The organism is Bradyrhizobium sp. CCBAU 53351, from assembly GCF_015291745.1.
Taxonomy (GTDB): domain Bacteria; phylum Pseudomonadota; class Alphaproteobacteria; order Rhizobiales; family Xanthobacteraceae; genus Bradyrhizobium.
Genome location: NZ_CP030059.1, coordinates 7,284,109 through 7,308,790, shown reverse-complemented (window position 1 = coordinate 7,308,790; position 24,682 = coordinate 7,284,109). Strand labels below are relative to the sequence as shown.

General features: G+C 63.7%; 21 protein-coding genes. 14 read left to right on the top strand and 7 right to left on the bottom strand.

The window, feature by feature from the left end:
• Positions 1 to 31 precede the first annotated feature (31 nt).
• Positions 32 to 1,354: an ActS/PrrB/RegB family redox-sensitive histidine kinase gene (locus tag XH83_RS34750; protein ID WP_194408498.1), complete on the bottom strand. Its 1,323-nt coding sequence runs from the start codon at positions 1,352 to 1,354 to the stop codon at positions 32 to 34.
• A 106-nt stretch (positions 1,355 to 1,460) separates the two neighbouring features.
• Between XH83_RS34750 and XH83_RS34745 the strand changes: the two genes are divergently transcribed.
• From XH83_RS34745 to XH83_RS34725, 5 genes are all read left to right on the top strand, one after another.
• Entirely contained in the window at positions 1,461 to 2,252 is a 792-nt protein-coding gene (locus XH83_RS34745; RefSeq protein ID WP_194405052.1) for an ABC transporter ATP-binding protein, read from the top strand.
• 109 nt (positions 2,253 to 2,361) lie between these two features.
• On the top strand, positions 2,362 to 3,180 hold the full coding sequence (locus XH83_RS34740) for an ABC transporter permease (protein ID WP_194405051.1): 819 nt from the start codon (positions 2,362 to 2,364) through the stop codon (positions 3,178 to 3,180).
• A gap of 121 nt (positions 3,181 to 3,301) precedes the next feature.
• Positions 3,302 to 4,630 (top strand): polyhydroxyalkanoate depolymerase, encoded by a 1,329-nt coding sequence (locus XH83_RS34735; RefSeq protein WP_194405050.1) that lies wholly within the window; start codon positions 3,302 to 3,304, stop codon positions 4,628 to 4,630.
• A gap of 217 nt (positions 4,631 to 4,847) precedes the next feature.
• Positions 4,848 to 5,687: a M48 family metallopeptidase gene (locus tag XH83_RS34730; protein WP_194405049.1), complete on the top strand. Its 840-nt coding sequence runs from the start codon at positions 4,848 to 4,850 to the stop codon at positions 5,685 to 5,687.
• A 195-nt stretch (positions 5,688 to 5,882) separates the two neighbouring features.
• On the top strand, positions 5,883 to 6,638 hold the full coding sequence (locus XH83_RS34725; RefSeq protein ID WP_194405048.1) for an SDR family oxidoreductase: 756 nt from the start codon (positions 5,883 to 5,885) through the stop codon (positions 6,636 to 6,638).
• Between the two features lie 156 nt (positions 6,639 to 6,794).
• On the opposite strand, the gene XH83_RS34720 is transcribed toward XH83_RS34725, so the two are convergent.
• On the bottom strand, positions 6,795 to 9,011 hold the full coding sequence (locus XH83_RS34720) for a transglycosylase domain-containing protein (protein ID WP_194405047.1): 2,217 nt from the start codon (positions 9,009 to 9,011) through the stop codon (positions 6,795 to 6,797).
• Between the two features lie 167 nt (positions 9,012 to 9,178).
• Here XH83_RS34720 and XH83_RS34715 point away from each other — a divergent pair, with 167 nt between their 5' ends.
• Positions 9,179 to 9,604, top strand: coding sequence for a DUF1330 domain-containing protein (locus XH83_RS34715; RefSeq protein ID WP_128928526.1), 426 nt, complete (start codon positions 9,179 to 9,181; stop codon positions 9,602 to 9,604).
• A gap of 137 nt (positions 9,605 to 9,741) precedes the next feature.
• Here XH83_RS34715 and XH83_RS34710 read toward each other — a convergent pair whose 3' ends face one another.
• The 3 genes from XH83_RS34710 to XH83_RS34700 all read right to left on the bottom strand — a co-directional run bounded on the left by XH83_RS34710 (position 9,742) and on the right by XH83_RS34700 (position 12,977).
• Positions 9,742 to 10,968, bottom strand: a complete 1,227-nt coding sequence (locus XH83_RS34710; protein ID WP_194405046.1) for an ABC transporter substrate-binding protein — start codon at positions 10,966 to 10,968, stop codon at positions 9,742 to 9,744.
• Positions 10,969 to 11,237: 269 nt separating this feature from the next.
• Positions 11,238 to 12,476: an ABC transporter substrate-binding protein gene (locus tag XH83_RS34705; RefSeq protein WP_194405045.1), complete on the bottom strand. Its 1,239-nt coding sequence runs from the start codon at positions 12,474 to 12,476 to the stop codon at positions 11,238 to 11,240.
• A gap of 144 nt (positions 12,477 to 12,620) precedes the next feature.
• The gene (locus XH83_RS34700; RefSeq protein ID WP_194408497.1) at positions 12,621 to 12,977 is read right to left on the bottom strand and encodes a DUF1304 domain-containing protein; all 357 of its coding nucleotides are present in this window, start codon (positions 12,975 to 12,977) and stop codon (positions 12,621 to 12,623) included.
• Positions 12,978 to 13,076: 99 nt separating this feature from the next.
• Between XH83_RS34700 and XH83_RS34695 the strand changes: the two genes are divergently transcribed.
• Positions 13,077 to 13,619: a methylated-DNA--[protein]-cysteine S-methyltransferase gene (locus tag XH83_RS34695; protein ID WP_194408496.1), complete on the top strand. Its 543-nt coding sequence runs from the start codon at positions 13,077 to 13,079 to the stop codon at positions 13,617 to 13,619.
• Positions 13,620 to 13,673: 54 nt separating this feature from the next.
• Here the strand turns inward: XH83_RS34695 and XH83_RS34690 are convergent, their stop codons facing one another.
• On the bottom strand, positions 13,674 to 14,042 hold the full coding sequence (locus XH83_RS34690) for a nuclear transport factor 2 family protein (RefSeq protein WP_194405044.1): 369 nt from the start codon (positions 14,040 to 14,042) through the stop codon (positions 13,674 to 13,676).
• Between the two features lie 198 nt (positions 14,043 to 14,240).
• Here XH83_RS34690 and XH83_RS34685 point away from each other — a divergent pair, with 198 nt between their 5' ends.
• Entirely contained in the window at positions 14,241 to 15,128 is an 888-nt protein-coding gene (locus tag XH83_RS34685) for a LysR family transcriptional regulator (protein WP_246776380.1), read from the top strand.
• 86 nt (positions 15,129 to 15,214) lie between these two features.
• Here XH83_RS34685 and XH83_RS34680 read toward each other — a convergent pair whose 3' ends face one another.
• Entirely contained in the window at positions 15,215 to 18,007 is a 2,793-nt protein-coding gene (locus XH83_RS34680) for a [protein-PII] uridylyltransferase (RefSeq protein ID WP_194405042.1), read from the bottom strand.
• 188 nt (positions 18,008 to 18,195) lie between these two features.
• Between XH83_RS34680 and XH83_RS34675 the strand changes: the two genes are divergently transcribed.
• From XH83_RS34675 to XH83_RS34650, 6 genes are all read left to right on the top strand, one after another.
• Entirely contained in the window at positions 18,196 to 19,167 is a 972-nt protein-coding gene (locus XH83_RS34675) for an aliphatic sulfonate ABC transporter substrate-binding protein (protein WP_194405041.1), read from the top strand.
• 213 nt (positions 19,168 to 19,380) lie between these two features.
• Positions 19,381 to 20,226, top strand: a complete 846-nt coding sequence (locus tag XH83_RS34670) for an ABC transporter permease (RefSeq protein ID WP_194408495.1) — start codon at positions 19,381 to 19,383, stop codon at positions 20,224 to 20,226.
• A 17-nt stretch (positions 20,227 to 20,243) separates the two neighbouring features.
• Positions 20,244 to 21,029 (top strand): ABC transporter ATP-binding protein, encoded by a 786-nt coding sequence (locus tag XH83_RS34665; protein ID WP_194405040.1) that lies wholly within the window; start codon positions 20,244 to 20,246, stop codon positions 21,027 to 21,029.
• 55 nt (positions 21,030 to 21,084) lie between these two features.
• Positions 21,085 to 21,594: an OsmC family protein gene (locus tag XH83_RS34660; protein WP_194405039.1), complete on the top strand. Its 510-nt coding sequence runs from the start codon at positions 21,085 to 21,087 to the stop codon at positions 21,592 to 21,594.
• 182 nt (positions 21,595 to 21,776) lie between these two features.
• Positions 21,777 to 22,586 carry a hypothetical protein gene (locus XH83_RS34655; protein ID WP_194405038.1) on the top strand — a complete coding sequence of 270 codons (810 nt, stop codon included), beginning with the start codon at positions 21,777 to 21,779 and terminating at the stop codon, positions 22,584 to 22,586.
• Positions 22,587 to 22,955: 369 nt separating this feature from the next.
• Positions 22,956 to 24,632 carry a PAS domain-containing methyl-accepting chemotaxis protein gene (locus XH83_RS34650; protein WP_194405037.1) on the top strand — a complete coding sequence of 559 codons (1,677 nt, stop codon included), beginning with the start codon at positions 22,956 to 22,958 and terminating at the stop codon, positions 24,630 to 24,632.
• The last annotated feature ends 50 nt before the right edge of the window (positions 24,633 to 24,682 follow it).

Genomic DNA, 24,682 nt, shown 5'->3' with positions numbered 1-24,682 from the left:
ATCGGCCCTGTTGTGCGACGCAAGGTCGCGGCTATCCTATTGTTTCTTCGAGCGTCTCGATAGCCTCAAAGCGCTCTCGCGGCCAACTGATGTGGACCACGGCACCGTGTTCCGGAAAGGTCCGGTTGGTAAACGAGACCTTGGCGCCGGTGCGCTCGAGCAGTGTCCGGGCGATGAACACGCCCAATCCGAGGCCGCGCCGTTCACCGCCGCCCTCGTCCACGGTTCGCCGCCGCGACAGATAGGGCTCGCCGATCCGGTTCAGGATATCAGGGGGAATGCCGGGGCCGTCGTCGGAGATCACGAGCTCGATCGTATCCTTGTTCCACCACGCATTCACCTCGACCGTGGTGCGGGCGAAATCGACCGCGTTCTCGACGATGTTGCCGACGCCGTAGAGGATCGCCGGATTGCGCGAGCCGACCGGCTCGGCCACGGCGGCGACCGCGATCCGCACCTTGATCTCGACGCCGAAATCGCGGTGCGGGGCCACCACCTCCTCGATCAGCTCCGACAGCTTCATGCGGTCGAACGGCGCGCCGGTGGAGGAGAGCTGGGTGATCTTGCTCAATATGTCGCGGCAGCGCTGGGTCTGCTCGCGCAGCGTCTTCAGGTCGGCGGCAAAACTGGCGTCCTTCACCGTCTTCTCCAGCTCGCGCGAGATCAGGAAGATCGTGGCGAGCGGCGTGCCGAGCTCGTGCGCGGCGGCAGCGGCAAGGCCGTCGAGCTGGGTCAGATGCTGCTCGCGCGTCAGCACCAGCTCGGTCGCGGCCAGCGCGTCCGCGAGCTTGCGCGCCTCTTCAGTCACCTGGAAGGAATAGAGGCTGGTGACGCCGATCGCGAGCACGATCGAGAGCCAGACGCCGACCAGGTAGATCGGCGGCAGCACCAAGGGATCGTCGGAATCCCAGGGCAGCGGCAGATGGAAGAAAAACAGCACCGAGGCGCAGGCGACCGCGAGCAGGCCGAGGCCGAAGGTGAGGCGCGCCGGCAGCGCCGTGGCCGAGATCAGCACCGGCGCGAGGAACAGGAACGAGAACGGGTTCTGCAAGCCGCCGGTAAAGTACAGCAGACCGGCCAATTCCACGATGTTCAGCGCGAGCAGGCCGGCCGCCTGGATCGGCTCCAGCCGCTGCATCGGATTGGCCGCGGTCTGCAGCGCCAGGTTCAGGGCCGCCGACAGAGCGATGATGCTGACGCAGGGGACGATCTCGACGTTGAACTCCAGCCCCTGCGCCACGATGAAGATCGCGGCGAGCTGCCCCAGCACCGCAAGCCAGCGCAGCCGCAGGATCGTATCCAGGCGGATATGCCGCTGCGAGGGGCGGAAGTCGGAAGCAGCAATTTCGGTCATATCGGCCAATGTGGCGGCGCCTTCCAAGGTCACAAACGCTGGGCTCGCGGAACTACCGGATTACAAGCCTTGCGCTCCCTGCCGCAATAGCAGAAGAACGGTCAGCATGACGGAGAATGACGAGGCTTCAAGTCGGCCGACTGTCGCGGAGCGCAGCTCGTCCGCGGCGATCGCGGTCGAGCATCTCGTCAAGGTCTACAAGCAGACTTGCGCCGTCGACGACATCTCCTTTGTCCTGCCGCGCGGCAGCATCACCGGCCTTCTGGGCGGCAACGGCGCCGGCAAGACCACGACCATCGCGATGATCATGGGGCTGGTGCTGCCGACCTCCGGCCGCGTGCAGGTGCTCGGGCATCGGATGCCCGAGGAGAGCGCTGCCGTGCTGGGGCGGATGAACTTCGAGAGCCCCTATGTCGACATGCCGATGCGGCTCACGGTACGGCAGAACCTCACAATCTTCGGCAAGCTCTATGCGGTGAAGAACCTCGCGGGCCGCATCGCAGAGCTTGCGGGCGATCTCGATCTCACCGACTTCATCGATCGCGCCAACGGCAAGCTCTCCGCCGGGCAGAAGACCCGCGTCGCGCTGGCCAAAGCGCTGATCAACCAGCCCGAGCTCCTGCTGCTGGACGAGCCGACCGCTTCGCTCGACCCCGACACGGCCGACTGGGTGCGGGCGCATCTGGAGCGCTATCGCAAGGCGAACAACGCCACCATTCTGCTGGCTTCGCACAACATGCTCGAGGTCGAGCGGCTCTGCGACCGCGTCATCATCATGAAGCGCGGCCGCATCGAGGACGACGACACGCCCGAGGCGATCATGGCGCGCTACAACCGCACCACTCTGGAAGAGGTGTTTCTCGACGTCGCGCGCGGCCGGAAGGAGGCGGTGCGATGAGCAGACGCAGCCGTAGCCCGGATGGAGCGAAGCGTAATCCGGGACGCCTGTCGCTTGTGGCACGATTCCCGGATTGCGCTGCGCCCCATCCGGGCTACGGGGTGTCCTCATGACCGACATCTCCCACCATCACGGCATCTCCGCCCATCGCATCGGCGCGATGATCCTGCGCTATTGGTATCTCCTGCTGTCGTCCTGGCCGCGGTTGCTCGAGCTGTTGTACTGGCCGGCGCTGCAGGTCATCACCTGGGGCTTCATCCAATATTACATCGCGGAGAATGCCAGCTTCTTCGCGCGCGCCGGCGGCACGCTGATCGGCGCCGTCATCCTCTGGGACATCCTGTTCCGCGGCCAGCTCGGCTTCTCCATCTCGTTCCTTGAAGAGATGTGGGCGCGCAATCTCGGCAACCTCATGATGAGTCCGCTCAAGCCGATCGAGTTTCTGCTCTCGCTGATGGTCATGAGCCTGATCCGGCTCGCGATCGGAATCATTCCGATGACGCTGCTGGCGCTGTTCCTGTTTCACTTCAACGTCTATGCGCTCGGCCTGCCGTTGATCGCGTTCTTCTGCAATCTGATCTTCACGAGCTGGTCGGTCGGCATCTTCGTCTCGGGCCTGGTGCTGCGAAACGGCCTTGGCGCCGAGAGCATCGTCTGGACCTTGATGTTCGTGATCTTGCCGCTCGCCTGCATCTACTATCCCGTCAGCGTGCTGCCGGTTTGGCTGCAATATGTCGCCTGGACGCTGCCGCCGACCTACGTGTTCGAAGGAATGCGCGCGCTCCTGATCGAGAACACCTTCCGCACCGACCTGATGCTGGATGCACTGGCCATCAATGTGGTGCTTCTGGTTGCATCTTTTGGGGCATTTCTTGCCCTTTTACGCAGCGCTAGGAAGCACGGCTCGCTGCTGGCGGGCGGCGAATAGCGACACTTTCTCGTGGATTCAGGCCGGTTGAGCCGTTTCGGCCACGTAGATGTACGGAACCATGCATTGACGCAATATTACGCATTCGGCAGTATGCTGCGATGCGAAGAGGAATATAGCGATGCCTATTGGTGAGTTTGGCGGCGCGCCGCCCCTGGCGGCCGAAGGCAGTCCGGTCCTGACGACGCCGATGTACTGGATGTACGAGATGGCGCACGCCTCTCTCAATCCGGCACGTGCGGTCACTGACGCCACCAAGTTGCTGTTTCAAAATCCGCTCAATCCCTGGGCGCGCACCGAGATCGGCAAGTCGGTCGCCGCAGCCTGCGAATTGTTCGAGCGCACCACGCGCCGTTACGGCAAGCCGGAATGGGGTCTCAACGATACCGAGGTCAACGGCATCCGCGTTCCCGTCGAGGTCCGCTCGGTCTGGGAAAAGCCGTTCTGCCGGCTGCTCTATTTCGATCGCAAATTCGCGCGGCCCTTGCGCAGCCCGCAGCCGCGCGTGCTGATCGTCGCGCCGATGTCCGGCCATTATGCGACGCTGCTGCGTGGCACTGTCGAAGCCTTCCTGCCCGCGCATGAGGTCTACATCACCGACTGGGCCGATGCCCGCATGGTGCCGCTCAGCGACGGCCGCTTCGATCTCGACGACTACATCGATTACGTCATCGAGATGCTGCATGTCCTCGGCGGCAACACGCATGTGCTGGCCGTGTGCCAGCCCTCCGTGCCCGTCGTCGCCGCCGTCTCGATCATGGAAGCGCGGCGAGATCCCTTTGTGCCGACCTCGATGACGCTGATGGGCGGGCCGATCGACACTCGCCGCAATCCGACCGCGGTGAACAACCTCGCCCAGGAGCGCGGCATCGACTGGTTCCGCAACCACGTCATCACCAAGGTGCCGTTCCCGCATCCGGGCATGATGCGCGACGTTTATCCGGGATTCCTGCAGCTCAACGGTTTCATCAGCATGAATCTCGATAGGCATATGGACGCCCACAAGCAGCTCTTTGCCCATCTGGTGAAGGGCGACGGCGACCTCGTCGACAAGCATCGCGAGTTCTATGACGAATATCTCGCGGTGATGGATCTCTCCGCAGAATATTACCTGCAGACGGTCGACACCGTGTTCGTGAAGCACTCGCTGCCGAAGGGCGAGATGACCCATCGCGGAACACGCGTCGATCCCTCCAAGGTCACGCGCGTGGCGTTGATGACGGTCGAAGGCGAGAACGACGACATCTCCGGTCTCGGCCAGACCGAAGCAACGCACACATTGTGCAGCTCGATCCCGGATCATCGCCGCATTCATTACGTCCAGAAGGGTGTCGGGCATTACGGCGTGTTCAACGGCTCGCGCTTCAGGTCGGAAATCGTGCCGCGAATTCACGACTTCATGGTTTCGGCGGCGAATCCGAGCTCGTTGCAGGCGCGCGCGGCCGAATAACCTGCTTTTTCGGCTTTCCCGTCGAAAATCCGGTCCCGGCCGGACGTTCCGGATGGGGTGAATACCCGCCAGATTCGCGGTATTTAGGTAGCTTTATAGGAGTGAGTCAGCACTCACCTCTTGGGGGTGCCGCATGCATCCAGCGAGGGCGAAAAAAGCCGGTTCCAACCCCAGTCTGTAGGGTCTCCCGGAAGCCTGACCGCTGTATATTGGGCAAATGATTTGTTTTTGCGCCGAGCGCTTCCCATGGCGGCGGTTATGGCAGAATCCGGGCGCCCTCCTGCCCCCCGGACTGACAGACATGGCCACCCGCGCACTCCTTTATCGTCGGCCCCACGAACCAAAGACCGTCCTGATCACCCACGGATCGCAATTTTTTGCCATCCGATTGCGCCGGCACCGCCGCGCGCGCCGTTATACGCTCAGAATTCATCCGAGCGATCGCGAAGCCATCCTCACGATGCCGCCGCGCGGCACGCTGGCCGAAGCCAAAGACTTCGCGCAGCGTCATGGCGCGTGGATCGCCGCGCGTCTCGGTCGCTTGCCGAAGGCGGCGCCGTTCCAGCCGGGCACGGTGATACCGCTCCGCGGCACGCCACATCGCATCGTTCATCGCGCCGGCACGCGCGGCACGGTGTGGACCGAGACTCGCGATAGCGGAGAGAAGATTCTCTGCATCGCCGGCGGGCTCGAACATGTCGATCGCCGCGTCAGCGACTTCCTCAAGCGCGAGGCGCGCCGCGATCTGCAGCGTTCGGCGGAGGCCTACGCCGCCGAGCTCGGTGTCAGGGTCAAGCGCCTGTCGATCCGCGATCAGTCCAGCCGCTGGGGTTCGTGCACCTCCGCGGGCTCGCTGTCGTTCTCCTGGCGCCTGATCCTCGCGCCGCCCTTCGTGCTGGACTATCTCGCCGCCCACGAGGTCGCCCATCTCGTCGAGATGAACCACTCGGCGCGGTTCTGGCGCGTCTGCGGAAAAGTCTGCCCCTCGATGGAGCGCGCCAAGAAGTGGCTCGATACCTACGGCAACGACCTGCACCGCTACGGCGTCGAGGATTAGGGCTCGCTTTTGCCTCATCTGACGCTGTCATCGCCCGCCTTGTGCGCGAGGGCTTGCAGCCGCGCGCGCCGATGGATTGATGGGACTTTGTTCTCAGCGGCCTCGGTGTCCGACCAGCCCTTTCGCTCAAGTCGACAGCCTCTCCATTGATCGTCAATCCACGGGCATCCCCCTGATTTGTGAGGAGATCAACGGATGAACCTCGGACTGGAAGGCAAGACCGCCCTCATAACGGCGGCCAGTGGCGGAATTGGCAGCGGCATCGCCGGCTCACTGGCAGACGCGGGGGTGCGGGTCGCAATCAGTGCGCGGACGGCGGCCGCGCTGGAGAAGGTAGCCGGAGCCCTCGCCTCGCGCGCCGGCGGTCGTCCAGTGATGGTGGTGGGAGACGTGTGCGCGCAAGGCGGCCCGGCGCAAATTGCAGCCGAAGCGTCGGCCGCGCTCGGCGGGCACGTCGATATCCTCGTCAACAACGCCGGTGGGGCGAGGCCCGTGACGGGCGAGGCCGACGATGCCTTCTGGGACGAGGCGATGACGCTCAACTTCCTTGCGGCACGTCGCTTGACCGATCTCATCTCGCCGGGAATGAAGGCTCGAAACTGGGGGCGGATCGTCAACATCTCGGGTGCGCTTGTTGCGCCTAAACTCAATGGAGCAGCGCCGGCCAAGGCCGCTCTCGTCAGCTGGTCCCGAACGCTATCGTCCGAACTCGGCCCCTATGGTGTCACCGTCAACACGATCGCACCGGGCCGCATCAACACCGCTCAAATTCAGAAATTGCATCCAACGGAGCAATCGAAGGCGGACTTCATCAAGCAGAACATCCCTGCCGGCTATTTCGGGGAGCCTGAGGATATCGGGCACCTCGTCGCGTTTCTCGCCTCTCCACTCGCCCGCTACATCAATGGCGCTGCGATCCCGGTTGATGGGGGCGCGATCCGCCGGGTGTAGAACGTCAATCCCGATGGGTTGCAGCTGACGTCCAAGCCCGCACTTCGAACGTCAGTGCTTCCCCCGCAAGCCGTTGATTTGGTTAGCGCCGGCTACTGTGCATGGGGTTGTTTTCGCGGTTTTTGTGTTGAGGTCGCCAAAGCCCTCAGGCCGCGCCTATCGGTTTCCGCCGAACAACCGGTCCATCAGCCAGCCATCGAGTCCCGCCGCGGCCTCCGGCCGTGCATTGGCGCGCGTCGGCGGCGGGCGATAGCCGCCATTGTTGGCCGGCGCCGGTGCGGGCGCGATCGCTGTCGGCGGTGACACTTGCGAAGCCGCCTGCGCAAGGTTCGACAGGCCCCAGCCGCCTGGCGAGCTCGGCAAGTTTGCCACCGCCACACCCTCGTGCGCCGTCTTCATGAAGCGCGACCAGACTTCCACCGGCAGGCCGCCGCCGGTAGCCTTCTTGGTCGGCGAGTTGTCGTCATTGCCGAGCCAGACGCCGGTGACGAGGTTTGCGGTGTAGCCGATGAACCAGGCGTCGCGATAATCCTGGCTGGTGCCGGTCTTGCCGGCCGCGGGCCATCCCGGGATCTCCGCCTTCTTGGCGGTCCCTGAAACAAGCGTCTCCCGCATCATCGCGTTCATCATGCCGACATAGCGGGGGTCGATCACCGGGTTGCGCTCTTCGGGCTGGCGCATATAGAGCAGCTTGCCGCTGAGCGTCCTGATGCGCGTCACGACATGCGGCGCCACTGCGAAGCCGCCATTGGCGAAGGGCGCGTAGGCGCCGACCAGCTCGACGACCGAGACTTCCGACGTGCCGAGCGCGATCGAGGCATTGGGCTCGAGCTTTGAGGAGATGCCGAGCCGGTGCGCGGTGCGCACCACGTTCTTCGGTCCGACTTCGAGGCCGAGACGGATGGCGACGGTGTTGAGCGACATCGCCAGCGCCTGGGTCAGCGTCACCGCGCCGAAATATTCATGGGTGTAGTTCTCGGGCCTCCAGCCCTTGACCTCGATCGGCGCGTCCTGGCGCATCGTGTCCGGCGTCAGGCCCTGCTCGAGCGCCGTGAGGTACACGAACGGCTTGAAAGAGGAGCCCGGCTGTCGTTTGGCGGTGACCGCACGGTTGTACTGGCTCTCGGAATAGTTCCGTCCGCCGACCATCGCGCGCACCGCGCCGTCGGGCGTCATCGCCACCAGCGCGCCTTGGCTGACATTGAACTTCACGCTCTTGGCCGCGAGCTCGTCGATGATGGCGGCTTCCGCCACGCTCTGCAGCTTGGGATCGATCGTGGTTTCGACCTTGATGCTCTCGTCGATCTGGCCGACCAGATCGTCCAGGACTTCGCCGATCCAGTCGGCGACGTAATTGACGGTGCCGGCGCCGGCCGGCTTCACATTGTAGGAGGGATGGCCGATCGAGGCCTTGGCCTGCGCGTCGGTGATGAATTTTGCATCCGCCATCGCCGCGAGCACGATTTGCGCACGCGCTTCGGCGCCTTCGGGATTGCGGTTCGGGGCGAGGCGCGAGGGCGATTTGACGAGACCGGCCAGCATCGCCGCCTCGGCCACGGTGACGTTCTTCGCCGACTTGCCGAAATATTTTTGCGCGGCGGCTTCGACGCCGTAGGCCCCGGAGCCGAAATAGACGCGATTGAGATAGAGCTCCAGGATCTCGTCCTTGGAGTGCTTGCGCTCCAGCCAGATCGCGAGCTCCGCCTCCTGCAGCTTGCGCTGCATGGTGCGCTCCTGGGTCAGGAACAGGTTCTTGGCGAGCTGCTGCGTCAGCGTCGAGCCGCCCTGCGAGACGCCGCGATGCAGAACGTTGGTGACGAGGGCGCGCAGGATGCCGACGGGATCGATGCCGAAATGCGAATAGAAGCGGCGATCCTCGATGGCGATGAACGCCTTCGGCAAATAGGGCGGCAGGTCCTTCAGCGCGACATTGGCGCCGGCCATCTCGCCGCGCTGCGCCAGCATGCTGCCGTCGATGCCGACGATCTGGATCGTCGGCGGGCGTTTTGGAATCTCCAGCGACTGGATCGGCGGCAAATGGGCGCCGACATAGATCACGACGCCGATCACCGCGATGCCGCCCCACAGGCTCAGCACAGCGCCCCAATAGACCAGACGGCCGAGGCCGAAACCCCCACGCGACTTCGCGCGCCGCTTGGCGCCGCTCCGGCCGGCCGGCGCTTTGCGTTCGCGCGGCGGCTCGTCGCCGGGCACTTCAGCCTTGCGCTTGGCGGATGATTTCGCTGATTTCTTCGGCTTGTCGTCGCCGCCGCCGGGAACGCGATCCGCCGCGGTCAGGCGCAGATCGGAGAGCGCCGCGGGCAAGCCGAACAGCGGCTCCTTCCGCCCACCCTTTTTCTTTCCCCACGCCATACGCAAAACGCCCGGTCAGCCCGCCCCGTCGCACGCTAGCGGTCGCTGTTTAAGGCCCGGTTACCCCGGCGTTAACGCGTGATTAGGAGGTGGGGCATTCGCACCCCGCTGTTCCGCATCCTCGGCGGCAAAGCTAAGATCGCCGGCATCAAGAAGAGGGAGCGCTCATGGGCCATATCGATCCGACCAAGGAGATTTTTGCGCAGTTCCGGGAGAACGACCGTCCCGGCCCGATCCATATGCTCAACCTGGTGCGGTTGCGGAAAGAGGCGGCCTATCCGGACGGACGCAAGGCGAGCGGCGCGGAAGCCTACGCGGCCTATGGCCGCGAGAGCGGCCCGGTGTTCGAACGCCTCGGCGGCCGCATCGTCTGGCAGGGCAGGTTCGAGCTGATGCTGATCGGCCCGCAGGACGAACGCTGGGACCATTGCTTCATCGCGGAGTATCCGAGCGTCGCCGCCTTCGTCGAGATGATCCGCGACCCCGTTTATCGCGAAGCCGTGAAACATCGCCAGGCCGCGGTGGAGGATTCCCGCCTGATCCGGCACGCGGTGCTGCCCGTGGGGAAGAATTTTGGCGAGATCCCGGCGTGAATGCCGTTGGACCGATCTCTCGTGGTCGTCATGGCCGGGCTTGACCCGGCCATCCACGACTTCCTTTCGCGCCTCCAAGAACGTGGATGCCCGGGACAAGCCCGGGCATGACGTCGTTGAGGCAGCGTTCTTGAGAACTAACCCGCCGGACCCGCATCCTCCAGGATCGGGCCGAACAGCTCCCAGCGCTCGCCGTTGAACTTCATCATCTGAAGCTGCTTGTTGACGCGGTAGTCGGTCGGCGACGTATTGGCCTTGATGCCGGGCAGCGACAGGTCGAGTTCAACGTCCTTCAGGCTGGTGGCGACCTTCATGACGTTCTCGCGGGTCAGGTTGTCGCCGCATTTCTGGAGCACGTAGGCCATCAACTGCGAGGTCGAGTAGCCGTAGCTGTTGAAGCTCGAATCCTTGTCGCCGTCCGGATAGTACTTGGCCATGAACTCGAAATATTTCTTCATGCCCGGATCATCCTTCCAGCTCGGATCGAGCGGATCCTTGCCATAGTTGACGCTGATCACGCCCTTGGATGCTTCAAGTCCAGCGGGCTTCATCACGGCGCCGACCGAAGTGGCGTTGATGTCGAGAATATGCACGGGGTGCCAGTCGAGCTCGGCGATCTTCTTGATCGCCTGTGCGGCCTGTTTCGGCGTCGTGGCGCTGAAGAACAAATCGGCGCCTGCCGACTTGATCTTGAGGATCTGTGAATCGACGGTGGGATCGGACACCTCGTAGGAAGCTTCCGCGACGATCATGCTGGAGGCCTTGTCTCCAAGCCCGGCCTTGATGCCGTTCAGATAGTCTTTTCCGAGATCGTCGTTCTGGTAGAGGACGCCGACCTTCGCGTTCGGATGATTCTTGATGATGTACTGGCCGTAGATGCGGCCTTCGACGAAGTAGTTGGGATTGAAGCCCATCGTCCAGGGGAAGTTCTTGGGGTCGGTGAACTTCGATGCGCCAGTGGCCGCGAAGAGTTGCGGCACCTTCTTGGCGTTGAGATATTTCTGCACGGCCGCGTTCGAGGGGGTGCCGAGAAGCTGGAAGGTCAGCAGCACCTCGTCGCTCTCGACCAGCTTGCGCACCTGCTCCACGGCCTTCGGGGGCGAATAGGCGTCGTCATACTGGATCAGGTTGATCTTGCGGCCGTTGATGCCGCCCTGATCGTTGATCATCTTGAAGTAAGCGGCCTGGGTCTTGCCGATCGTGGCATAAGCGGAGGCGGGACCGCTGAACGGGTTGGTCTGACCGATCTTGATTTCGGTGTCCGACGCGCCGGGGTCATATTTCTTCTGGGCATTGGCCGCCGAGACCGACAGCGCCAAAGCGAGCGCCGTGCCAGTGACCAGATGCAAAAATCCGTTCCTCATTCGCAATTTCCTCGGTTTGTTATCGCGGACGATCTTTCCATCGCCCCGTCGGCGGCGGACGTCATCGCGGGGCGGGAGTGTGGCGGAGGCTCTGCTGCGACGCAAGATTACATGCTGGTCACGAAAGTGACTTTAGTCGAACCGACGCTGGGACCTTCAGGTATGGTTGACGGCGCGGCCAGCCGCGGAAAGCAGGACGCCCGCACCCCGGGGAGGGCGAGCGTCCGTTACGTGCTCTGTCCGGGCAGAGGCGAGGTATCCGGGTCTCGCTAGCCCGACGGTCCCGTGTCCTCGATGATCGGTCCGAACAGCTCCCAGCGTTCGCCGTTGAACTTCATCATCTGCATCTGCTTGTTGACGCGGAAGTCGTTCGGCCCGGTGTTGATCTTGATGCCGGGGAGCGCGAAGCTCGGCGTGAAGTTCTTGATGTTGGCGACCTGCTTCATGATGTTCTCACGCGTCAAGTCGTCGCCGCATTGCTTCAGGACCTGCACCAGCAACTCCGCCACCGAATAGGCATAGGTGTTGACGGTGTTGAGCTTGTCGCCTTCCGGGAAGTACTTGTCCATGAAGGCGAAGAAGGCCTTCACGCCGGGATCGTCCTTCCACTGCGGATCGCTCGGCTCCTTGCCATATTGGGTCGAGATGATGCCCTTGGAGATGTCGAGGCCGGCCGGCTTCAGCGTCGCCGAGATCGGGCTCGCATTGATGTCGAGGATGTGCACCGGCGTCCAGCCGAGGTCGGCCAGCTTCTTGATCGCCTGCGCCGCGAATTTCGGCGTCGAGGCATCGAAGAACACGTCGACACCCATCGACTTCAGCTTGACCACCTGGGAGTCGACGGTCGGGTCGGTGACCTCGTAGGAGACTTCGCCGACGATCATGTTGGCCTTGTCGCCGAGGCCGCTCTTGAGGCCCGCGAGATAGTCGCGGCCCATGTCGTCGTTCTGGTAGAGCACGCCAATCTTGGCGTTCGGATGCTCCTTGAGAATGTACTTGGCGTAGATCCGTCCCTCGGACACGTAATTGGGATTGTAGGCGATGGTCCAGGGATAGTTCTGCGGATCGTTGAAGCGCGCCGCGCCGGTCGAGGCCAGCAACTGCGGGACCTTCTTGCCGTTCAGATATTTCTGCACGGCCGCGTTCGCCGCGGTGCCGATCAGCTGGAAGGTGAACAACACCTCGTCGCCCTCGACCAGCTTGCGCACCTGCTCGACCGTTTTCGGCGGCGAATAAGCGTCGTCATACTGGATCAGGTTGATCTTGCGGCCGTTGATGCCGCCCTGATCGTTGATCATCTTGAAATAGGCGGCCTGGGTCTTGCCGATATTGGCGTAGACGGAATAGGGGCCGGAGAACGGCACCGTCTGGCCGATCTTGATCTCGGTGTCGCTCGCCCCGGTGTCGTATTTCTTCTGCGCGAAGGCCTGGCTTACAAGGGCCTGGTTCGCGGAGAACGCGACGGCGAGCGCCGCCGTGGCAGCTAGAAAGGCTCTGCGATTGTTCATGTGGGTGTTCCTCCAGACGGAATTTTCCGCCGATGGTCTTTTTCCGTTGATTGCAACGGTCGCCATCGCTGCCGTGGATTGTGGAGGAAGGTTCGCCGCCGCGCAAGGATCGCGGCGCTGCGCCGTAGCGTCTCAGGCCAGAAGCTAAGCCAGGAACAGCGCCGCCAGCGCGATCGCCGCCGGCAGCGCCTGCACCATCAGGATGCGGCTGCTGACGGTCGCGGCGCCATAGGCGCCGGCCACGATCACGCAAAGCAGGAAGAACGCCTTGATCTGGAACGCGAAGGCCGGGTTGCCGTGGACGAGACCCCAGATCAGTCCGGCCGCGAGGAAGCCGTTATAGAGACCTTGATTGGCGGCCAGCACCTTCGTGATCTCGGCTTTCTCAGGCGTGTTGCGAAACACCTTCAGGCCCTGTGGCTTGTCCCAGAGAAACATCTCCAGGATCAGGAAGAAGACGTGCAGCGCGGCGACCAGCGCCACCAGGACATTGGCGATCAGAATCAAGGTGAGCTCCCCCAAAGCGTCAGCTTTCGGGTGGACGTTACCATGGCCGGCATGGCAAGTGCGATGGGCGTGTTTCGATGCAATGGTGCCGCAATGGCCAGTCGGTCAACCAAATCCTCAGTCAGCTTCGGCCTCGATCGCCTGACGACGCCGATCGGCACCGCGTTGCTCGTCACCGACGCGGAAGGCGCGCTGCGCGCGCTGGATTGGGATGATTACGAGCACCGGATGCGAGAGCTCCTGCGCCTGCACTACGGCGTGGTGGAGCTGCGTGACCGGCCTGCGCCCGTTTCCATGCGGACGGCGCTGTCAGGCTATTTCGACGGCGATCTCGGCCAGCTCTCGGGCATCGCGTGGCGCATCGCCGGCACCCCGTTCCAGCAGAAGGTCTGGACCGCGCTCGCGCAAATCCCTGCGGGCACCACGATGAGCTATGGCGCACTCGCCGCGAAGATCGACCTGCCCAAAGCAATTCGCGCCGTCGGCCATGCCAACGGCTCCAATCCGATCAGCGTGGTGCTGCCATGTCATCGGCTGATCGGGGCGGATGGTTCGCTGGTGAAGTATGGCGGCGGGCTCGAACGCAAACGCTGGCTGCTGCGGCACGAGGGGGTGAAGATTCGGGAGTCCCTTTGAGAACGAGCGATCGTCGGGCGATCTCTTGGATGTTCTCCCTCTATGCCGAACTCGTCAGATTTCCGACGTCATCACCTTCTGCACGATCTTCCAGGTTCCATTCACCTTTAAGCACGACAACAGGTCCGTGAAGGAACGCGGCGGAATTTGCAGTTTCACCTTCAAGAGCGCGAGCTCTCTCTCGACATCTATCGACACGATCTGATCATCGCGCTCGCAGCCCTGTTGCTTCGGAGCCTTCATGTTGCGGACCACTGCCAGCCAGGCCGCAATCGGCGTCACGCCGACATTGCCGTCCTCGGCGACCTTCGTCACGGAACTCGATGGGTGGAATATGGACGCAAATTTCTCAGCATCCATTTCATAGGCAGCATCGAAATAGGTCTGCGCCAGGGAGCGCAAGGCAGAAACGTCCGTGTCCATGGTCTTCCTCGAGTTGTCGTGCCGGACTCATTCATGCGGCTCGGTCGGCTGTGCTGAGCCTCGACCTGCCCTGCGTTCAGGAAAGCTGCTGCAAGTCGTCTCGTTGCCCGCAAAGACCTACGGCAAAGTGCCTCATGAAACTAGATACCTTGCTTGGCATAGGCTCGTGAGCAATATTCATGAACGATGACCAACGAAATGAACGAACTCGCCGCGTTTGCGGTCGTAGCCAACGAACGAAGCTTTACACGCGCTGCGATAAAGCTCGGTGTATCCCAATCTGCCTTGAGCCATACAATCCGGAGACTGGAGCAGCGGCTAGAGTTGAAGCTGCTCGCCCGAACGACTAAGAGCGTTGCGCCGACCGCCGCCGGGGCAGCCCTTTTGGAAGACTTGTCTCCGGCCCTCGAGCAAATTCGTCAGGCCCTCGACAAGGCCCGAAGCGTTCGGCGTCGGCCCCAAGGCCGCCTTCGAATCGTGATGTCACGATCGGCCGCCGTGATGGTCTTATTGCCGCGGCTGAGAGCTTTCGCTGAGGCCTACCCTGACATCGTTCTGGACATTGTCACCGTCACTGGTCCCGTGGATCTTGTGGCGGGCGAGTTCGATGCCGGTATTCAGCTTGGCGAGTACATCCAAAAGGACATGATCGCGGTTCGTCTCACGCCCGACCTGCGGCTGGCGGTCGTAGGTTCGCCGCGATATTTCGCTTCACGACGCATTCCCGAAAATCCAAAGGACCTTAACGATCATCGGTGCATTACCTTGCGTCTTGCGAGCGGTCCATATCGGTGGGAGTTCGAGCAGGGTCGAAAGTCGGTCACGATCAACGTGAACGGCCCGCTGATCATTGACGATACTCACCTGGTGATCCAGGCGGCGCTCGCCGGGGTTGGTGTCGGACTCGCCTATGAGGAGCAGGTCGCCGGGTATGTTGCGCAGCGCCGCCTTATCAGGGTGCTGGAGGACTGGACGCCGCCAATTCCCGGCTTCTTCTTGTACTATCCCAGTCGTCAGCATCAACCGGCTGCGTTGTCGGCGCTAGTGAACGCGCTACGACTTTCCGGACAAGGGTCGGTGCGATGATCAGGAGAGGGGAAGGCGTGGCCTGCCGGCCTCTTCCCTTCTCAATCCGGGCGCCGCACCGCGGCCAGTCCGGACATGAGGAAAACTCACGCCGCCGGCGCCGCAACCGCCTTGTCGCCGGCCATCACATGGGTCAGCGCGCTCTTGATCGCGGCCTGGCGTGTCGGTGCGCTGATCTGGGCGCCGAGGAGGTCGGTGACGTAGAACACGTCGCGCGCTCGCTCGCCGAAGGTCGCGACGTGAGCTGACGCAATGTTGAGGTTGAGCTTGGAGATCGCGGTGGTCAGCTCGTAGAGCAGGCCGGGCCGGTCGAGGCCCGAGACCTCGATCACGGTGTAGCGGTCGGACCATTGGTTGTTGATGGTCACTTCCGGCTCGATCACGAAGGGTTTTGCCTTGCTGCGCACGGTGCGGCGGGCCACCACCTCGGGCAGACGCAGCTTGCCTTCCAGCACGTCCTCGATCATCTCGCCGATGCGGGTGGCGCGCCGTCCCTCGTCCTCGTCGCGGTCGTATTCCCGGGAGATCGAGATCGTGTCGAGCGCGCGGCCGTCGGTCGTGGTGTAGATCTGGGCGTCGACGATGTTGGCGCCGGCCGAGGCGCAGGCGCCCGCGATGATCGACAGCAGCCAGGGATGGTCGGCCGCGAAGATCGTGAGCTCGGTGACGCCGCGCACCTCGTCGAAGCCGACATTGATCGCGAGCTTGTGGCCGGCCTGCTCGCTGGAGCGGACGAAGCGCGCGTGGCGGATTTTTCGCGGCAGCTCGACCTTGAGCCAATAGGCCGGATAGTGCCGGCCGATATAGGCGTCGAGCTCCTCCGCCGGCCATTCTGCGAAGGCCATGCGGAATTCTGCGTGGGCGGACGCAAGACGTTTGCCCCGGTCGACCTCCGAGAAGCCGCCTGTGAGCACCGGCTCGGTCTCATAATACAGCGAGCGCAGCAGCTGCGCCTTCCAGCCGTTCCACACGCCCGGACCGACGCCGCGAATGTCCGCGGTGGTCAGGATCGTCAGGAGCTTCATCTGCTCGACCGACTGCACCACGGCTGCGAAATTCTCGATGGTCTTGCGATCCGAGAGGTCGCGCGACTGCGCGACCGTGGACATCGTCAGATGCTCCTCGATCAGCCAGGCGATGAGCTCGGTGTCGGCCGGGCTGAAGCCGAGCCGCGGGCAGAGCCGGCGCGCGACCTTGGCGCCGGCGATCGAGTGGTCCTCCGGCCGGCCCTTGGCGACGTCATGCAGCAACGTGGCGATATAGATCACCGCGCGGTGCTCGGGCCGCGTCTTGCGCATCAGATCGCTGGCGAGCGTGAACTCCTCGACGCCGCCGCGCTCGATGTCCTGGAGGAAGCCGATGCAGCGGATCAGATGCTCGTCAACGGTGTAGTGATGATACATGTTGAACTGCATCATCGAGACGATCTTGCCGAAGGCGCGGATGAAGTGGCCGAGCACACCGGTCTCGTTCATCCGCCGCAGCACGATCTCGGCGTTGTCGGAGGTCAGGATCTCCATGAACAGCCGGTTGGCCTCGGGATTTTCGCGCATTTGCGCATTGATCAGGCCGAGCGAGCGCGTGACGTCGCGCATCGCGTCCGGATGGAAGGCGAGGTTGTTCTTCTGCGCGAGCCGGAAGATCCGGATCAGATTGACCGGATCGTGCTTGAAGACATCCGGGGCTGCGACGTTGATGCGGTTGTTGTCGACGATGAAGTCGTCGCTGTCGGGGACGCGCCGTTTCGCCGCGGTCGGCCGCAGCCGCGCCATCATCCGGCTCAACACCGGCGCGGGCTTGGCCTGCTGGTCCTCGAGCTTGGCGCAGAGGATGGCGGTGAGGTTGCCGACCTCCTTGGCGACAAGGAAATAATGCTTCATGAAGCGCTCGACGTCCTGCATGCCGGGATGCGAGGTGTAGCCGAGCCGTACCGCGATCTCGCGCTGGAGGTCGAAGGAGAGGCGTTCTTCGGCGCGACCAGAATAGAAATGCAGATTGCAGCGCACCGACCACAGGAAGTCGGCGCAGCGGCGGAAGCTGCGATATTCCTGCGCGTCGAACACCCCGCGCTCGACCAACTCGTCGGTGTCGCGCACGCGGTAGACGTATTTGGCGATCCAGAACAGCGTGTGCAGGTCGCGCAAGGCGCCCTTGCCGTCCTTGACGTTGGGCTCGACCAGATAGCGCGACTGGCCGCCGCGCCGATGGCGCTCCTCGCGCTCGGCGAGCTTTGCGGTGACGAATTCCGACGCGGTGCCCTGCACCACCTCCTTGTCGAAGCGCGCGACCAGCTCGTCGTAGAGCGGCTTGTCGCCGGTCAGGAAGCGGGTCTCCAGGATGGCGGTGCGGATCGTCATGTCGCCGCGTGCCTGCCGGATCGATTCGTCCACCGAGCGCGTGGCGTGGCCGACCTTCAGCCCCATGTCCCACAGGCAGTAGAGGATGGCTTCGGCGACCTGCTCGCCCCAGGCGGTCTGCTTGTAGGGCAGGATGAATAAGAGATCGATGTCGGATTCGGGCGCCATCAGGCCGCGGCCGTAGCCGCCGGTCGCGACCACCGCCATGCGCTCGGCGCCGCTCGGGATCGGCGAACGGTAGAGATGACGGGTCGCCGCCGAATACAGGATGCGGATGATCTCGTCCTGGACGTGACAGAGCCGCTCGGCGCAGCGGCGGCCGTGGCGGTCCTTCAGAAGGATGTCCTGCGCCGCGGCGCGCGCCGCGACCAGCTCGGCCTTGAGCAATTGCGCCATGGCCGTGCGGAACGCGTCTTCGCGTCCCCCATGCTTTTCGACAAGCGCATCGACGGCGGCGGTGATCCGCGCAGTATCGAAACGCTCGTCCACCTCGGCCTTGTGCTCAGTCGCGACGCTGTCCATGCCTCACCGGATATAAGAGGTGACAGGCGCTGTCACCCGCCATTCTCTGGCAATAGTCGTTCCATGCTGGAAAGCGGCGGCTTCGGGCAAATCTGTTCTCGGCCGGCGGGCTTTCAAGGGGCGGATTTTCTCGTTGATTTCTAGATTTAACTCATTGAAAAACAATGAAGTTTTGGAGGAGGCTGGGCATGACTGGGATGACACGGCGCATTCTGCTGGCAGGCGCGATTGCGCTCGCGGTGGCGCCTGCGGCAAAGGCGGCGGATCCGCTCAAGGAAATCCGCATCGACTGGGCGACCTACAACCCGGTATCGATGGTCCTGAAGCAGAAGGGCCTCTTGGAGAAGGAGTTCGCCAAGGACGGTATCACCATCACCTGGGTGCAGTCGGCCGGCTCCAACAAGGCGCTCGAATTCCTCAATGCCGGCTCGATCGATTTCGGCTCGACCGCGGGGTCGGCGGCGCTGGTGGCCAAGATCAACGGCAACCCGATCAAGTCGATCTACGTCTATTCGCGCCCTGAGTGGACCGCGCTCGTGACGGGCAAGGATTCCAAGATCGCTGGCGTTGCCGATCTCAAGGGCAAGCGCGTCGCGGTGACGCGCGGCACCGATCCGCACATCTTCCTGGTCCGCGCGCTGCTCAGCGCCGGCCTCACCGAAAAGGACATCACGCCGGTGCTGCTGCAGCACGCCGACGGCAAGACCGCGCTGATCCGCGGCGACGTCGATGCCTGGGCCGGCCTCGATCCGATGATGGCGCAGGCCGAGGTCGAGGAAGGCGCAAAGCTGTTCTATCGCAAGGCGGACGCCAACACCTGGGGCATCCTCAATGTGCGCGAGCAGTTCTTGAAGGATCATCCGGACGCCGCCCGCCGCGTGCTTGCGGTTTACGAGGAGGCGCGAAAGTACTCGCTGGCCAATTACGACGATCTGAAGAAGACCTTCATCGCCGTGACCAAGCTTCCCGAGGCCGTCGTCGACAAGCAGCTCAAGGAGCGCACCGAGCTCACCCATAGCCGCATCGGCGCACCCCAGCGCGAGTCGATCCTCGCCGCCGGCCTCGCCCTGCAGCAGGCCGGCGTCGTCGATGCCAAGGTCGACGTGAAGGCGACGCTGGATGCCTTGATCGACGATCAGGTGCCGTTGCCGACGAATTGATCTTCTTTTACCCTCCCCCCTTGTGGGGGAGGGTGGCTTCGCAAAGCGAAGCCGGGTGAGGGGTATCTATCCTCACGATCAGTGTTGCGAGTGGAGAGAACCCCTCATCCGGCGCTTCGCGCCACCTTCTCCCACAAGGGGAGAAGGAAGGGCAGCGGTGGCCGCGGCAAGAGTAGTGTTGCATTCCCCGACCAGACGCGCTTGCTAATGGCCATGATCTCCGACGCGCCAGTGCTGCAACAGACCTCGGAACCAGCGGAAAGCGCTGCCTTGCCTTCGCGCCTGTCGCGCTATGCGCGGCCGATGTTGGGGCTGCTGCTGCCATTGATCCTCGCGCTCGGCTGGGAACTCCTAGTCTGGCTCGGCTGGTCCAACGGCCGGCTGGTGCCGCCGCCCTCGCGCGTGTTTGCCACCATCGCCGAGCTTGCCCGTTCCGGCGAGCTGGTCCGCCACATCACCGCGACGCTGTGGCGCGTCGCGCTCGGCTTCGCCTTCGGCGTGGTCGCGGGCACGGTGCTTGGGGCCATCTCCGGTTATTGGTCGCTGGCGCGGCGGCTTCTTGACCCCACTGTACAAGCCTTGCGCGCGATCCCCTCGCTGGCCTGGGTGCCGCTGTTCATTCTCTGGCTCGGCATTTTCGAGACCTCGAAGATCGCGCTGATCGCGGTCGGCGTGTTCTTCCCGGTCTATCTCGGCGTGATGGGCGCGATCCTCTCGGTGGACCGCAAGATCGTCGAGGTCGGCCGCACGTTCCGCCTGTCCGGGCCGGCCATGATCCGCCGCATCCTGCTGCCTGCGGTGCTGCCGGCCTATGTCGTGTCCTTGCGCGTCGGTCTCGGCCTCGGCTGGATGTTCGTGGTGGCCGCCGAGCTGATCGGCGCCTCCGAGGGCCTCGGCTATCTCCTGCTCGACGGCCAGCAGCTCGGCAAGCCCGCGCAGATCCTCGCCGCGATCGTGATCTTCGCCATCCTCGGCAAGCTCACGGATTGGCTGATCGAGATTGCCGCAGCGCCGTTCCTGCGCTGGCAGGACGCCTTCGGGCGTGCCAAAGAAACTTGACAAGGGGGCGTAACGCGATGCTGGCGCTCGACCGGGTCAGCAAGACCTATCCCAACGGCGTGCATGCGCTGGCGCGCTTCTCCGCAGAGATCAAGCAGGGCGAGATCATCGCCATCATCGGCGGCTCCGGCTGCGGCAAGTCCACTTTGCTCCGCGCCATTGCCGGTCTCGACCGCGCCAGCTCGGGCACGGTGAGCCTCGACAACGAGGCGATCTCTTCGCCGCATGCCAAGATCGGCATCATCTTCCAGGAGCCGCGGCTGCTGCCTTGGCTCAGCGTGGCCGACAATATCGGGTTTGGCCTTGCCGACCTGCCTGCGGTCGAGCGGCGCCAGAAGGTCGCGCGCGCGCTCGAGCGCGTCGGCCTCGCCGAGAAGGCGCAGGCCTGGCCGCGCGAGCTGTCGGGCGGGCAGGCCCAACGCGTCGCGATCGCACGCGCGCTGGTGCCACAGCCGGAGGTGCTCCTGCTCGACGAGCCGTTCTCGGCGCTCGACGCCTTCACCCGCCGCGACCTTCAGGATCATCTGCTCGACCTCTGGGCCGACACGCGACCGACGCTGATCCTCGTCACGCATGACGTCGACGAGGCCGTGGTGCTGGCTGACCGCGTGCTGGTGATGCGGCCGCGGCCGGGCCGGCTGTTCGACCAGATCGAGATCAATCTCGGCCGCCCGCGCGACCGCAATTCGCCGCTGTTCGAGACTTTCAAGCGAAGTGTGCTGACGTCACTCGACCGGTCGCTCGACCGCAACGTGCCCGACCGTGACGCAACCCAGGGTCCCGGTCAGGCCATGTGGTGGTGACAATTTCTCTCTAAGCCGGTACATCGAAGAGCAATTTTTCCCGGGAGAGAACGAGATGGATGCCGCAGAGCTGCGCCAGATGCAGGCCCCGATCAAGGAGCGCTACAAGACCGATCCCAAGACCGCGCTGATCACACTGAAGGCCAAGGGCTCGACCGACAGCGAGGGCATCGCCTGCAAGGTCGAGACCGGCCGCGCCATCGCGCTTGCGGGCCTGCATCCGGCCACTGGCGGCTCCGGCCTCGAGCTCTGCTCCGGCGACATGCTGCTCGAAGCCCTGGTCGCCTGTGCCGGTGTCACCCTGAAATCGGTGGCGACCGCGATCGAGGTGCCCTTGAAGACCGGAAATGTCTATGCCGAGGGCGATCTCGATTTCCGCGGCACGCTCGGCATCGACAAGGAGACGCCTGTCGGCTTCGCCGAGATCCGCTTGCGCTTCGAGGTGGACACCGACGCGCCGCAGGACAAGCTCGATCTCCTGCTCAAGCTCACCGAGCGCTATTGCGTGGTCTATCAGACCATCAAGAACGGCCCGAAGGTCTCGGTGTCGATGCAGCGGATGTGAGGCGAGGGTCGTAACCCGATCATTGGTGTCGTCCTGGGGCGCGCCGCCTGGCGTGAGCCCGGGACCCATAATCCCAGGCCGTCGCGATTTCAGACGGTTGTTTGCCTTAGCTCTTAAATTACGCCGGCCTGTGGCTATGGATTCCGGGCGCGCGCTTCGCGCGCCCCGGAATGACAGATAGAATGTCCCCCGACCTCCACTTCATCCTCCTCCTTGTCCTGCGCATGGCGATCGCGGCGACCTTCGTCGTGACGGCGTCGATCATCACCGAGCGGTCGGGGCCGGTGATCGGCGCGCTGGTCGCGACCCTGCCGATCTCGGCCGGTCCTTCCTACGTCTTTCTCGCGCTCGACCACGACGCCGCCTTCATCGCGCAAGGCTCGCTCGCGAGTCTTCCGATCAATGCGGCGACGATCTTCATGTGCCTCACTTACGTCGTGCTGGCGCAGCGGCACAGCCTTCTGGTGAGTTGCGGCAGTGCGGTCGCGGTCTGGATCGTGCTGGCTTCCATCATCCGTCAGTTCGACTGGTCGCTCACCGCGGGGCTCGCCGCGAACCTGATCGCCTTCGGCATCTGCATTCCCCTGCTGGCCGGCTACCGCCACGTGAAGATGCCGCTGGTGACGCGCCGCTGGTACGACGTGCCGATGCGAGCTGCGCTGGTGGCGACCCTCGTCGCCATCGTGGTCTCGACCTCGGGCTGGGTCGGTCCCCGCATCAGCGGCATCATCGCGCTGTATCCCGTGGTGTTCTCCAGCATCATGGTGATCCTGCATCCGCGGATCGGTGGCCCGCCGACCGCCGCGGTGCTCGCCAACTCCGCCTGGGGCCTGCTCGGATTCGGCACGGCGATCGCCGTTCTACACGTTGCGGTCGTGTTATTCGGCTCGGCCGTCGGCCTGTGTCTCGCGCTCGGCACCTGTATCGCCTGGAACCTGACGCTGTGGGCGATCGGCCGGCGAGCAATGCACATGGCGCGACGACAGCCGTGAGACTACGGACATGCGCGACACCCCGTCGCGAAAAGTCGTTCCGGCGTGCCCGATTGGCGATGCCGCATCTTCGCAAGCCATTGAATGAGATGCGTCATTTCAAGTCGTGACGCCGGCCGGGACTGACTGCTACACGGGCGGGGGCCGTTCCACTTCCGCTGATTTCCGACACTTCTATTAGAACTTTGTTCGAGCTTTTCCCTTACGAACAATAATGCGTACCCGCTTCCGGCGTGATCGGCGCGGACGTGCCCGAGCTGCATCCGAGTGCAGGGACTCGCGCTAATTGCAATTTGAGTGCGGCTGTTTCGCCGCGAGAGTCGCTTCCCCCAAGAGCAGTCCACGTCATTTCGAGATGGAGATTCTTTGATGTTCGGTCGCAAGTCCCAGATTGATGCGCAAGCGCGGCTCGATGCGATCGGCCGCTCCCAGGCCATCATCGAATTCAATCTGGATGGCACGATCATCACGGCCAACAAGAACTTCCTCGACGCCCTCGGCTATCAGCTTGGCGAGATCCAGGGCAAGCATCACTCCATGTTCGTGCCGGCCGACCAGCGCGACAGCGCCGAGTACAAGGCGTTCTGGGCCGCGTTGAACCGTGGCGAGAGTCAGGCGCGCGAGTTCAAGCGGATCGCGAAAGGCGGCCGCGAAGTCTGGATCGAAGCAGCCTACAATCCGGTACTCGACGGCAATGGCAAGACGGTGATGGTCGCCAAGATCGCGACCGACATCACCGCGAAGAAAATGCGGAGCATGACCGATGCTTCGAAGATCGCCGCCATCGGCCGCGCCCAGGCCGTGATCGAGTTCAGGCTCGACGGTACCATCGTCACCGCCAACGAGAATTTCTGCAAGGCGCTCGGCTATTCGTTGTCCGAGATCGAGGGCAAGCATCACAGCCTGTTCGTGGCCGAGACCGACCGCAACAGCGCGGCCTATCGCGAATTCTGGGCCGCGCTCAACCGCGGCGACTACCAGGCCGGCGAGTTCAAGCGCATCGGCAAGGGCGGCAAGGAGGTGTGGATTCTCGCGTCCTACAATCCGCTGCTCGACGAGGCGGGCAAGCCCTACGGCGTCGTCAAGTTCGCGACCGACGTGACTGCGGAGAAGCTGAAGAACGCGGATCTAGCCGGTCAGATCGCGGCGATCGACAAGGCGCAGGCCGTGATCGAGTTCAACATGGACGGCACGATCATCACGGCGAACGGCAATTTCCTCGGTGCGCTGGGTTACTCGCTGGCCGAGATCAAGGGCAAGCATCACAGCATGTTCGTCGAGCCCAGCGAGCGCGACGGCTCTGCCTATCGCGAGTTCTGGGCCGCGCTCAACCGCGGTCAGTACCAGGCGGCCGAATACAAGCGCATCGGCAAGGGCGGCAAGGAGGTCTACATCCAGGCGTCCTACAATCCGATCCTCGACCTCAATGCCAAGCCGTTCAAGGTCGTCAAATATGCCACCGACGTCACCAAGCAGGTGCTGGTCCGGATGGGCAACGAGCGCGTGCGCGGCATGATGGAATCCGTCGCGGCGGGTTCGGAGGAGCTGAACGCCTCGGTGCGCGAGATTTCCGAGGCGATGACCAAATCCCGCGAGACCGCGATGAGCGCGGTGGACCAGGTCGCCTCCGCCGACGCGCAGGCGCAGCGCCTCACCGAAGCTGCGCAGTCGATGAGCGGCATCGTCGAGATGATCAACAGCATCACCGGCCAGATCAACCTGCTCGCGCTCAACGCCACGATCGAATCCGCCCGGGCCGGTGAAGCCGGCCGCGGCTTTGCCGTGGTCGCCTCCGAAGTGAAGAGCCTCGCCAACCAGGCCAAGCAGGCGACCGACAAGATCGGCCAGGAGATCGGCAGCCTCAACGGCATCTCCGGCGATGTCGTCAGCGCGCTCGGCTCGATCAAGCAGGCGATCAACAATGTCAGCGAATACGTGACATCGACCGCGGCCGCCGTCGAGGAGCAGAGCACGGTGACGAACGAGATGTCGACCAGCATGCAGCGCGCCGCGGCCGAAGCGGCCGCGATCGCGGCGAGGGCGTAGTTTCCCTCGAGTCATTCCGGGGCGATGCGCAGCATCGAACTATGGTGCGC

Bases quoted from the DNA above. Each gene is read 5' to 3' on its own strand.
- XH83_RS34750 (WP_194408498.1), bottom strand. From the start codon at position 1,354: ATGACCGAAATTGCTGCTTCCGACTTCCGCCCCTCGCAGCGGCATATC.
- XH83_RS34745 (WP_194405052.1), top strand. From the start codon at position 1,461: ATGACGGAGAATGACGAGGCTTCAAGTCGGCCGACTGTCGCGGAGCGC.
- XH83_RS34740 (WP_194405051.1), top strand. From the start codon at position 2,362: ATGACCGACATCTCCCACCATCACGGCATCTCCGCCCATCGCATCGGC.
- XH83_RS34735 (WP_194405050.1), top strand. From the start codon at position 3,302: ATGCCTATTGGTGAGTTTGGCGGCGCGCCGCCCCTGGCGGCCGAAGGC.
- XH83_RS34730 (WP_194405049.1), top strand. From the start codon at position 4,848: ATGATTTGTTTTTGCGCCGAGCGCTTCCCATGGCGGCGGTTATGGCAG.
- XH83_RS34725 (WP_194405048.1), top strand. From the start codon at position 5,883: ATGAACCTCGGACTGGAAGGCAAGACCGCCCTCATAACGGCGGCCAGT.
- XH83_RS34720 (WP_194405047.1), bottom strand. From the start codon at position 9,011: ATGGCGTGGGGAAAGAAAAAGGGTGGGCGGAAGGAGCCGCTGTTCGGC.
- XH83_RS34715 (WP_128928526.1), top strand. From the start codon at position 9,179: ATGGGCCATATCGATCCGACCAAGGAGATTTTTGCGCAGTTCCGGGAG.
- XH83_RS34710 (WP_194405046.1), bottom strand. From the start codon at position 10,968: ATGAGGAACGGATTTTTGCATCTGGTCACTGGCACGGCGCTCGCTTTG.
- XH83_RS34705 (WP_194405045.1), bottom strand. From the start codon at position 12,476: ATGAACAATCGCAGAGCCTTTCTAGCTGCCACGGCGGCGCTCGCCGTC.
- XH83_RS34695 (WP_194408496.1), top strand. From the start codon at position 13,077: ATGGCCAGTCGGTCAACCAAATCCTCAGTCAGCTTCGGCCTCGATCGC.
- XH83_RS34690 (WP_194405044.1), bottom strand. From the start codon at position 14,042: ATGGACACGGACGTTTCTGCCTTGCGCTCCCTGGCGCAGACCTATTTC.
- XH83_RS34685 (WP_246776380.1), top strand. From the start codon at position 14,241: ATGAACGAACTCGCCGCGTTTGCGGTCGTAGCCAACGAACGAAGCTTT.
- XH83_RS34680 (WP_194405042.1), bottom strand. From the start codon at position 18,007: ATGGACAGCGTCGCGACTGAGCACAAGGCCGAGGTGGACGAGCGTTTC.
- XH83_RS34675 (WP_194405041.1), top strand. From the start codon at position 18,196: ATGACTGGGATGACACGGCGCATTCTGCTGGCAGGCGCGATTGCGCTC.
- XH83_RS34670 (WP_194408495.1), top strand. From the start codon at position 19,381: ATGATCTCCGACGCGCCAGTGCTGCAACAGACCTCGGAACCAGCGGAA.
- XH83_RS34665 (WP_194405040.1), top strand. From the start codon at position 20,244: ATGCTGGCGCTCGACCGGGTCAGCAAGACCTATCCCAACGGCGTGCAT.
- XH83_RS34660 (WP_194405039.1), top strand. From the start codon at position 21,085: ATGGATGCCGCAGAGCTGCGCCAGATGCAGGCCCCGATCAAGGAGCGC.
- XH83_RS34655 (WP_194405038.1), top strand. From the start codon at position 21,777: ATGTCCCCCGACCTCCACTTCATCCTCCTCCTTGTCCTGCGCATGGCG.
- XH83_RS34650 (WP_194405037.1), top strand. From the start codon at position 22,956: ATGTTCGGTCGCAAGTCCCAGATTGATGCGCAAGCGCGGCTCGATGCG.